Consider the following 9,689-nt stretch of genomic DNA (forward strand, 5'->3'; position numbering starts at 1 on the left):
GCTATTGCGGTGCCAGTGTCTATCGTGGGTACTTTCTTCTTCTTGAATCTCTTTGGCTATTCTGTCAATATGCTTACCCTCTTCGCCTTGGTGTTAGCTATCGGTATAGTGGTGGACGATGCCATTGTGGTCGTCGAGGCTGTGCACGCCAAGATGGAACAAACTCACGAGAAAGCTAAACCTGCTACAATTTCAGCTATGAACGAGATTACAGGGGCGATTATCTCTATCACCCTTGTGATGGCAGCAGTGTTCGTACCGGTAACCTTTATTGAAGGGACGACAGGAGTGTTCTATAAGCAATTTGGAGTTACTTTGATTGTTGCTATCTTTATCTCGGCAGTCAATGCACTGACTCTCAGTCCTGTATTGTGTTCTCTCTTCCTAAAACCTCACGGAGATAAGGAATATCAAGAAAAATCATGGATAGGCAAGTTCTTCCATAAGTTCAATATAGCCTTTGATGCGGCTACGCTCAAGTACGGACAGACTTTTACCTTCTTCCTCCGTCATAAGTGGGTAACCTTAGTGCTTTTTGCGATTGCAGGGGGTGGTATTTACTTTGCTAATAAAAATATACAAACAGGGTTCGTACCTAACGAAGACCAAGGCTTCATCCTAATGGATCTTTCTATGATACCTGGTGCCTCTATGGAGCGTGTGGCTAATGAGTTGCGCGAAGTGAGCAAAGACCTCAATAATATCCCTGGTGTAAAAGACTTTACTTTCGTTACCGGAAATGGTATATTGTCAGGCTCTGGCAGCAACAATGGTATGGGCTTCTTTACTCTAAAACCTTTTGAAGAACGTGCTAAGCACCCTGACCAAAGTATAGATGCTATCATAGACAAAGCTTTTGCCGCAGCTGCTAAGATAAAAGACGCACAAATATTGTTCTTCCAGCCACCAGCTGTGTCAGGCTTTGGTATGGGGGCAGGGGTATCTTTTGCCTTACTAAACAAATCGGGTGCCGATGTTACTGAGATTAATAAGACTACTCAAGAGTTTATGGCAGCCCTTAATGCTCGCCCAGAGGTACAATATGCCCAAACATCCTTCAATACAGACTATCCTCAATATCAAATGGATATCAATGTAGAACGTGCTATGCAATCGGGTATTTCAGTAAGCGAAATCCTTTCTGTTCTACAAAACTATATTGGGGGCTACTATGCCACTGACTTTACACTCTACGGAAAGCAATTCCGTGTGATGGTACAGGCACTTCCTCAAGATCGTAAGGATGTAAACAGTCTCAATGGTCTCTTTGTTAAGACAGGTACAGGGGAGATGGCTCCTATATCAGAGTATGTAACCCTAAATCGTACGTTTGGACCTCAAGCAATTAGCCGTTATAACCTTTATACTTCTGTAGATATATCTGCTGCACCCAATGAGGGCTATAGTACGGGAGATGTGGTAAAAGCTGTGGAGGAGGTAGCTTCTCAGTCACTCAACTCTAATTATGGAATAGACTATACTGGTCTTACTCGCGAGGAGCAAAATGCAGGTTCACAGACGATTGTTATTTTCCTCTTGAGCTTGATATTTACTTACTTTATCCTCTCGGCTCAGTACGAGAGCTATATCTTACCGCTTTCGGTACTTATGTCTTTGCCTTTTGGTATCTTTGGTGCCTATTTAGGTCAGTGGCTCTTTGGTTTGGAGAACAATATCTACTTCCAAATCTCACTGATTATGCTCATGGGGCTGTTGGCGAAGAATGCGATTTTGATTGTAGAGTTTGCTGTACAAAGGCGTCGACACGGTGAGAGTCTCTCTAAGGCAGCGATCAATGCGGCTATGGCACGTTTGCGCCCTATCTTGATGACCTCCTTTGCCTTTATCGTGGGGTTATTGCCATTGGTATTTGCCACAGGGGTAGGAGCTGCGGGTAACCATTCGGTAGCCACAGGTGCTGCTGTAGGTCAGCTTATTGGAACGTTCTTTGGATTGATAGTGATTCCTGTACTCTTTGTAATTTTCCAACACCTACAAGAGCGTATCAGTGGGGTAAAACACAAAGAAGAAGTCTTTGTCGCTCCGGCAGATAACTACTAATAAAAGATAATAGATAAAAGGGAAAAGGTAAAAAGTAATACCCTCAATAGTATTACCTTTTACCTTTTATCTTTTATTTTTTTACCTTTATAGAACGTGTTTATACGCCTTATAGGAAGACCTCACCAAGGCGCTACTTTCAAAGTGGCGGAATCCTAAGGAGTCGCCTATTTCTTTATATTTCTGGAATTGGTCGGGGGTGATGTATTGTTTTACAGGTAGGTGTTTCTTGGAGGGTTGTAGGTATTGTCCTATAGTAACCACATCTACCTTGGCTTCTTTGAGGTCGTAAAGGGTTTGGATAACCTCCTCTTCCGTTTCGCCTAGGCCGAGCATAATACCCGATTTGGTACGATGAGCACCGTTTTCCTTCAGATAGCGAAGCACCCCAAGGCTGCGGTCATATTGAGCTTGGATACGTACCTCACGGGTAAGGCGACGTACGGTTTCCATGTTGTGAGAGATTACCTCAGGTGCTACGGCTAAGATACGATTGAGATTACGCTCTACCCCTTGGAAATCAGGAATCAGTGTCTCAAGGGTGGTGTTGGGGTTCATACGGCGAATCGCCTTGACAGTCTCTGCCCAGATGATACTCCCCATGTCCTTGAGGTCATCGCGGTCAACGGAGGTAATCACCGCATGGGTGATATTCATCAGCTTGATAGAGCGGGCTACCTTTTCAGGCTCTTCCCAGTCTATGGTATCGGGGCGACCTGTCTTCACCCCACAGAAACCGCAGGAACGTGTACAGATATTCCCCAAAATCATAAAAGTAGCGGTACCATGTCCCCAACATTCCCCCATATTAGGGCAACTCCCAGAGGTACAAATGGTATTGAGCTGGTATTTATCCACCAAGCTACGTAATTCTGTATATTTTTTTCCTGTAGGGAGTTTTACCCTAAGCCATTGAGGTTTAGCAGTTTTTTCTACAGGAGCAGTTGTAGTGTCCATAAAAACAGTTGTTAGTTGTTAGTGATTAGTGGTTAGTTGTCAGTTGTTAGTGATTAGTCAATAGCAGTTTTTCACTTTTCATTTTTCACTCTTCACTTATAAGCACTCCTCCTACAGTAGCATTGCTAGTCTCATCTATCAGAATAGCACTGCCCATGAATGGATTTTCTTGGAAAGGATCATAGACAAAGGGGGCAGCTGCCTTGAGTTGTATTCTAGCTATTTCATTGAGTTTTAGGCTTTCTACCTCGGTGGTTTGCTCTAGGGTATTGACATCTATCTTATAGATAATTTCCTTGACAATAACTTTCACCAAGCGGCTGCGTTGTTGCAAGAGATATTTGCCTCCTGGGCGCAACTCTCTCCGATCCATCCAACAGAGCGTTGCCTCTATGGTTTGTTCTATATGAGGGGTATGGTCGGGGTGTACAAAGTAATCCCCACGGGAGATGTCTATATCATCGGCAATGTGTAGTACCACAGGCATACCCGCTGAGGCTTCGGTAACTTCTTTGCCATCTACTTCTATCTTAGTGAGGGTAGTGGTAATCCCTTCAGGAAGAATCTCGATAGGGTCTCCTTGACGATAGCTACCAGAGAGGATTTGTCCCGCATAACCGCGGTAGTCATGTAGGTCTTCTGTCTGAGGGCGAATCACATACTGTACTTGAAAACGTGCACGAGGATAGCTACTGGTATCTATTTCTACTTTTTCCAAGAAATGTAGTAAGGATTCTCCTTGGTACCAAGGCATGGCATCGGTAGTATTTACGATATTGTCGCCTACAAAAGCCGAAATAGGAAAATAATATACTTCTTTCAGGTGCAAGCGCTCTGCGATAGCCTTGTAGTCCTTCTTAATTCCTTCAAAAACCTCTTGAGAATACCCTACCAAGTCCATTTTATTCACGGCTACCACTACTTTTGGAATATTTAGCAGGGAGGCGATAATAGAGTGTCGGCGGGTCTGTTCAGTAATACCATTACGGGCATCTATGAGGATAATGATTAGGTCGGAGTTGGAGGCTCCTGTAATCATGTTGCGTGTATATTGGGTATGACCAGGGGCATCAGCAATGATAAACTTACGTTTGTCAGTGGCAAAATAGCGGTAGGCGACATCTATAGTAATCCCTTGTTCACGCTCGGCGCGAAGGCCATCGGTGAGAATAGCAAGATCTACTCCATCTTCATTTTTATTCTTGGACTGCTGTTCGAGCACTTCGAGTTGGTCCGCCAAAATGCTCTTGCTATCATAAAGCAAACGACCAATGAGGGTACTTTTTCCATCATCTACACTACCAGCAGTGATAAATCTTAATATATTCATTGTCTTGAGTTTAGGTGAAAAATTTACTGAGTTTTAAGTGTATCGCTAACGACTTCTGTCTGCTCAGTCTGTATATTGGTGTAAGGTACCGCATCCAATTGCTTTTTCAGTGAAGCGATGGTCTCCATATAGCGTGATTTTAGCCTTTCATCGATAGGGGTAGCCTCTGGGAGTTTCTCTTTGAGGGGATCTACTTGTACTCCATTTTTCCAAAAGCGGTAACACACATGAGGTCCTGTGGCAAGTCCTGTGCTGCCTACTAGTCCAATGACTTCCCCTTGGGCTACATGTTGTCCCTTGCGGGCAATGATCTTGGACATGTGTAGGTATTGGGTTTCGTAGGTCTTGTCATGGCGAATCTTTACGTAGTTTCCGTTGCCCGATCCATAGCCTGCTTGGGTCACGGTACCACTAGCAGTAGCGCGGATAGGAGTTCCAGCAGGGGCGGCATAGTCGGTACCAAAATGTCCTTTCATCTGGTGGAGGATAGGGTGGTAGCGCATGCCATAGTGTGAGGTGATACGGAAGATATCCAAAGGTGATTTGAGGAACATACGCTTCATCATATTTCCATTTTCATCGTAGTAGCCTCCCGACTTGGTGGTGTCTGCTTGGAAATAAAAGGCATAATAAGGTTTTCCTTTGTGCTCGAAGAAAGCGGCTTTTACTTGTACCAAACCTGCATTGATAGTATCATCAACATAGCGTTCATCATAGATAATCTTGAACTTATCGTCTTCTTGCAGGTTGAAGAAGTCAATAGTATATTCAAAGATCTGGGAGAGCTTATAGGCTGCGGCGAAAGACAAGCCCGATTTGGTCATATCATCAAGTAGGTTGTTCTTGATATAGCCTCCTCCTTCTCGCTCCACGAGGGTTACCTTGCGATCAATCTGGCGAATGGCAAGGGAATCCTTGGTCTTTATCTCTATAAAATGCAATAGGTCAGGCTGATATACAAAGTAAGCTAAGGAGTCAGGTTGTTTTTTGTCAAAAATAAGGGCGTAGGCTTGTCCTGCTTTGAAGTTGCGCGGACGTATCAGTTCCTTGGAGAGGTCAGCAATCTTAGCCACTCTTTCGGTGGGGACGCCATGATTGTTGAGAATAGCTCCGAAGGTATCTCCCTGCTTGAGGGTGTCCTTTATAATGTTGTATTCTAATAAGTTAAAACCATATTCATAGACAGGCTTGGGTGGTTCAGGCACCTGCTGCACAACGGGTGCAGGGGCTTTATCACGCTTACAAGCAGGCGCTACGAATAGCAAACCCACTAGTAAAATACTTCCGAATAGTCTCTTCATTAGGGTACATGTATTGGGAGAGCAAAGTTCGTGCTTTTTTTTCAATGTAGAAAGTTTTTATTGTTAATTTTTTCCAGTAGTCAGTGGTCAGCGGGCAGTAGTCATTGGTCAGCGGACAAGGTGGCAACTGACCACTGGTGTCTGATGTCTGACCACTGATTTCTGACAACTTTATTTGCTATTAATCATTAAAGTTGTATCTTTGCAGAAATTATAAATCGTATAGATAATGGATGCACTCATTGCAGAACTTAAACAAAAAGTCATAGACGTACTTAATTTGGAAGAACTCTCCGCAGAGGAGATTAACGAAAACACGCCTCTCTTTGGAGCTGATGGACTAGGGTTGGACTCTATTGATGCTCTTGAGCTAATTGTACTCTTGGACAAAGAATATGGCATACGCCTCTCTGATCCTAAGCAAGGGAAGGAGATTTTCTATTCCATAGCTACTATGGCCGAATATATCCAAAAGCACAGAACCAAATAGCATGGCAGAAAGGATTGTTATCACAGCAATGGGGATTTGTTCCGCGCTGGGGGATAACCTTGAAGAGCATCTTACGGGCTTGCTTTCAGGGCAATCGGGACTGTCTGTTGTAGAAAATGTATCTACCCTACACCGTGATCATATCAGGGTAGGGGAGCTCAAGCATACCAATGACTTTCTCGCCCAGCAATTGGGGCTACCTGTGGTCAATCACTATTCCCGTACAGGACTTTTGGGTATCTGGGCACTTAAGGAAGCTATCGCTCAAGCAGGACTTACCCCCACTGAGGCGGCACAACTCAGTATGGTAATGGCCTCCAGTGTGGGAGGGATGGATATGACCGAGCGTTATTTCTATGAATATACTACCCAAGAGGCACTGCGCCGCTATATTCCCTATCACAACATAGGAGAGGTAACAGGGCAGATAGCGGACTACTTCGGTATCAAGGGTTATGTAACCAGTGTCAGTACCGCTTGTTCCTCTTCGGCCAATGCCATACTTACAGCGGCCAACTTGCTCCATACAGGTCGCGCCCAGCGTATAGCTGTAGGCGGCGCCGATGCGCTTTCCGTATTCACTATCAATGGCTTTAATAGCCTGATGATCCTCTCCGATACTGATTGTACGCCCTTTGATGCACATCGTAAGGGGCTGAATCTCGGTGAGGCGGGGGCTTTCCTTATCATGGAGCGAGAGACTACCGCGTTAGCCGAGGGCAGAACCATCATAGGAGTACTCTCAGGGTGGGGCAATGCCAATGATGCCTATCACCAAACAGCCTCCTCCGAAGAGGGGGAAGGAGCTTTCTTGGCTATGCAGCAGGCTTTGGTTATAAGCGGACTTGCCCCCACTGATATAGACTATGTCAATGCCCATGGTACCGCTACAGTGAACAATGACCTTTCCGAGAGCCGTGCCCTGATGCGTATCTTTGGCGAGGAGGTGCCTGATTTTAGTTCTACCAAACCTTTTACAGGACATACCCTCGCAGTTGCCTCCGCTGTGGAAGCGATCTTTAGCCTATTGGCAATTCAAGAAGGGGCTGTATGGGCTAATCTAAATTGGCAAACCCCCATGCCAGAGGTGCCCCTCCGCCCACAGACAACCCTCAAGCGCAAGCCTATTAAGCATGTGCTGTCCAATTCCTTTGGTTTTGGAGGCAACTGCTCAACGGTTATTTTTAGTAAAGCCAATGAGTGACCACAGCAGGGAATGTGAGTGAAAAGTGAAGAGCGAAAAACGAACCCTATGGCAATATCAATAAAACTCAAAAGACGTTGGGATATCTATTCCACTTTGCAAGAGGTGCTCGCAGCAACTCAAAACCTTAGTGTATCGCCCTTTGGACTTACCGAAGAGGGCTTGCAAGACTTCCGAGGGATTAAGCTCATAGGCGAAAGAGCGCAAGTTCCTTTGCGAAATGGATATATGTGGGAAAACATATCCAAACCTCTCCATACTTCCCTATCCTATGCCGACTTTTCAGGCTCGGTGTGGCAGTATTTTGCCATTGAAGAAACAGACGATTTTACCCCTGTGATTGATCACGTTATTTTTGACGAAAGCATGTTTCAATTGAGTGCCTATGCTATTTGCGGAAATGGCGCTACTTTCTTATCGTGCAGTTTTGCTGATTGTAAATACAAATGGGGAGATTTTATAGGGGCTACACTAAAAGACTGCCGTTTTACCCAAATCAAAAAGAACGTCCGCTTAAAGTTCAATAGTTGTAAATTGTTAGAGGACTGTCTCTTTAGCGGAGAAATCCATAAGGCGCTTTTTTGGTATTCCAATCTGAAAAACTGTACCTTTGAAGGGCTGTTATACGACTGCTCTTTTTACGGAGCAGAAAAGACAGGAGACCTGCGTAAGGGAGAGATTATTCCGCCTGAAAAAGTGGATAATAGAATGGACGGCGTGGATTTCTCTAAGGCGGATATCATAATTTGTAGCTTTCAGTCATTTTGTTATTTGGATAAAGTGAAACCCTCAAAAAACAATTGTGTATTCAAAGTAACGGATGAATTTCACAACTATTTGCTCACTGCTATTGAAAGCAGCGATAGTCCTTTAAAAGAGAAATTGATAGAATACGCAAAATTATTCTATGCTCCGCACACTACAACCCCTTACGAAGTAGCACATCCTAATAATTTTTCATTCAAACATCCAGAAGAAGCAGAACTGAGTCAGCAACTCTATGATTTTGTCTGTAAGGCAGCGGAGGCTACGGGTTGTAGGGTGAAGTAATAAATCTTTCTTATTTTGACTACAAATAAAAACATTATAAAATGAATATACAAGAACAAAATGTCCCCCAGTCCTATAGAGATTTATTGGCTACTATTCCTGAAAAATCCAACTTTTTCTACGAATATGCACGCCGTAAGAAACCCACTCTTCCCAAAAGAGTTTATGTAATACAAGGTCTTTTCTCTCTTACTCGTGAAACTGATGATCGTGGTGAAGAGCTGATTCCTACTTATCAGTTACTTGCACAGAAAGACTTTTTCTACAAATCAATAGAAGGTAATAGTATAGACAAACTTCCTTCAGTTGAAGTTCTAAAAACAGCTTTTGCCTTTGGTTTTTCCGAAGGTGGTATACTTTTCTTCCATCCCGAAAATCATAGTGTGTGGGTAATATATGATGACCTTTATACCGAATTAGTAGCTAATACCTTTGACGAATTTCTTGAAAAAGCAACTTTCCAAAAGCAATGGGATCTTAAATAGTAAATGGACAAAACAATCCTATGGACTCACAGTTTCTCATATACCAAAATCAAGAAGGGGATATCAAGATAGATGTACGCTTTCAAGATGAAACAATATGGCTTTCATTAGACCAAATGGCTACTCTTTTTAGCCGTGACAAATCTACTATATCACGACATATTAAAAACATTTTTGAAGAAGGAGAACTATACAGAAACTCAGTTGTTGCAAATTTTGCAACAACTGCCACCGATGGTAAAAACTATCAGGTAGAATATTACAATCTCGATGTGATCATCTCAGTGGGTTATCGTGTGAAATCACAACAAGGAACGCGCTTTCGTATTTGGGCAACTCAGCAACTCAAAGAGTATTTAATAAAAGGCTTTGTGCTAAATGATGAGCGTTTTAAGCAAGGTACTGCGATGAACTATTTCGACCAGCTCCAAGAACGTCTTCGTGAAATACGAATCTCTGAGCGGTTCTTCTATCAGAAAATTAAAGATATATACAAAACAAGTATAGACTACAACCCCTTACGAAGTAGTACATCCTAATAATTTTTCATTCAAACATCCAGAAGAAGCAGAACTGAGCCAGCAACTCTACGATTTTGTCTGTAAGGCAGCGGAGGCTACAGGGTGTAGAGTAAAGTAGAGGTTAGGTTTCAGGGGTCAGACTTGTCAGATATTCCTGTCTCCAAACTACCTCTAAAAAATACTCCAAAAACCTCTATAGATAACTGTTAGGACTTCATGGGTTTTAGCGAATTGAAAATCAAAATTCTATAATTAGATGAAAAAAATACTATTTCTTTTTATTCTTAGTA

General features: G+C 43.2%; 9 protein-coding genes and 1 pseudogene. 6 read left to right on the forward strand and 4 right to left on the reverse strand.

Annotation, left to right across the window (positions count from 1 at the left end; genetic code table 11):
* The coding region (locus tag Q0625_RS03360) for an efflux RND transporter permease subunit (protein ID WP_298823482.1) at window positions 1-2,061 on the forward strand (2,061 nt) is incomplete at its 5' end.
* Window positions 2,062-2,148: 87 nt separating this feature from the next.
* Here Q0625_RS03360 and lipA read toward each other — a convergent pair.
* From lipA to Q0625_RS03380, 4 genes are all read right to left on the reverse strand, one after another.
* A complete protein-coding gene (gene lipA, locus Q0625_RS03365; RefSeq protein WP_298823483.1) occupies window positions 2,149-3,018 on the reverse strand; it encodes a lipoyl synthase in 870 nt (289 codons plus the stop codon).
* An 85-nt stretch (window positions 3,019-3,103) separates the two neighbouring features.
* Window positions 3,104-4,348, reverse strand: coding sequence for a GTP-binding protein (locus Q0625_RS03370; protein ID WP_298823484.1), 1,245 nt, complete (start codon window positions 4,346-4,348; stop codon window positions 3,104-3,106).
* Between the two features lie 23 nt (window positions 4,349-4,371).
* Window positions 4,372-5,649, reverse strand: coding sequence for a peptidoglycan DD-metalloendopeptidase family protein (locus Q0625_RS03375; RefSeq protein WP_298823485.1), 1,278 nt, complete (start codon window positions 5,647-5,649; stop codon window positions 4,372-4,374).
* Window positions 5,588-5,818, reverse strand: coding sequence for a hypothetical protein (locus Q0625_RS03380; protein WP_298823486.1), 231 nt, complete (start codon window positions 5,816-5,818; stop codon window positions 5,588-5,590). Before Q0625_RS03380 ends, Q0625_RS03375 begins: the two co-directional genes overlap by 62 nt.
* A gap of 60 nt (window positions 5,819-5,878) precedes the next feature.
* On the opposite strand from Q0625_RS03380, the gene Q0625_RS03385 reads away from it, so the two are divergent.
* From Q0625_RS03385 to rhuM, 5 genes and pseudogenes are all read left to right on the forward strand, one after another.
* The gene (locus Q0625_RS03385) at window positions 5,879-6,139 is read left to right on the forward strand and encodes a phosphopantetheine-binding protein (protein WP_298823487.1); all 261 of its coding nucleotides are present in this window, start codon (window positions 5,879-5,881) and stop codon (window positions 6,137-6,139) included.
* A 1-nt stretch (window position 6,140) separates the two neighbouring features.
* Complete coding sequence (locus Q0625_RS03390; RefSeq protein WP_298823488.1) at window positions 6,141-7,343, forward strand: beta-ketoacyl-[acyl-carrier-protein] synthase family protein; 1,203 nt, start codon at window positions 6,141-6,143, stop codon at window positions 7,341-7,343.
* 48 nt (window positions 7,344-7,391) lie between these two features.
* Window positions 7,392-8,393: a pentapeptide repeat-containing protein gene (locus Q0625_RS03395; protein ID WP_298823489.1), complete on the forward strand. Its 1,002-nt coding sequence runs from the start codon at window positions 7,392-7,394 to the stop codon at window positions 8,391-8,393.
* A gap of 41 nt (window positions 8,394-8,434) precedes the next feature.
* A complete protein-coding gene (locus Q0625_RS03400; RefSeq protein WP_298823490.1) occupies window positions 8,435-8,878 on the forward strand; it encodes a hypothetical protein in 444 nt (147 codons plus the stop codon).
* Window positions 8,875-9,396: pseudogene (gene rhuM / locus Q0625_RS03405) on the forward strand (RhuM family protein); the annotation flags it as partial. The gene Q0625_RS03400 and the pseudogene rhuM, both read left to right, overlap by 4 nt.
* Window positions 9,397-9,689: the final 293 nt, after the last annotated feature.

Origin of the sequence: uncultured Capnocytophaga sp., assembly GCF_938029845.1 — a bacterium.
Classification (GTDB): Bacteria; Bacteroidota; Bacteroidia; order Flavobacteriales; family Flavobacteriaceae; genus Capnocytophaga.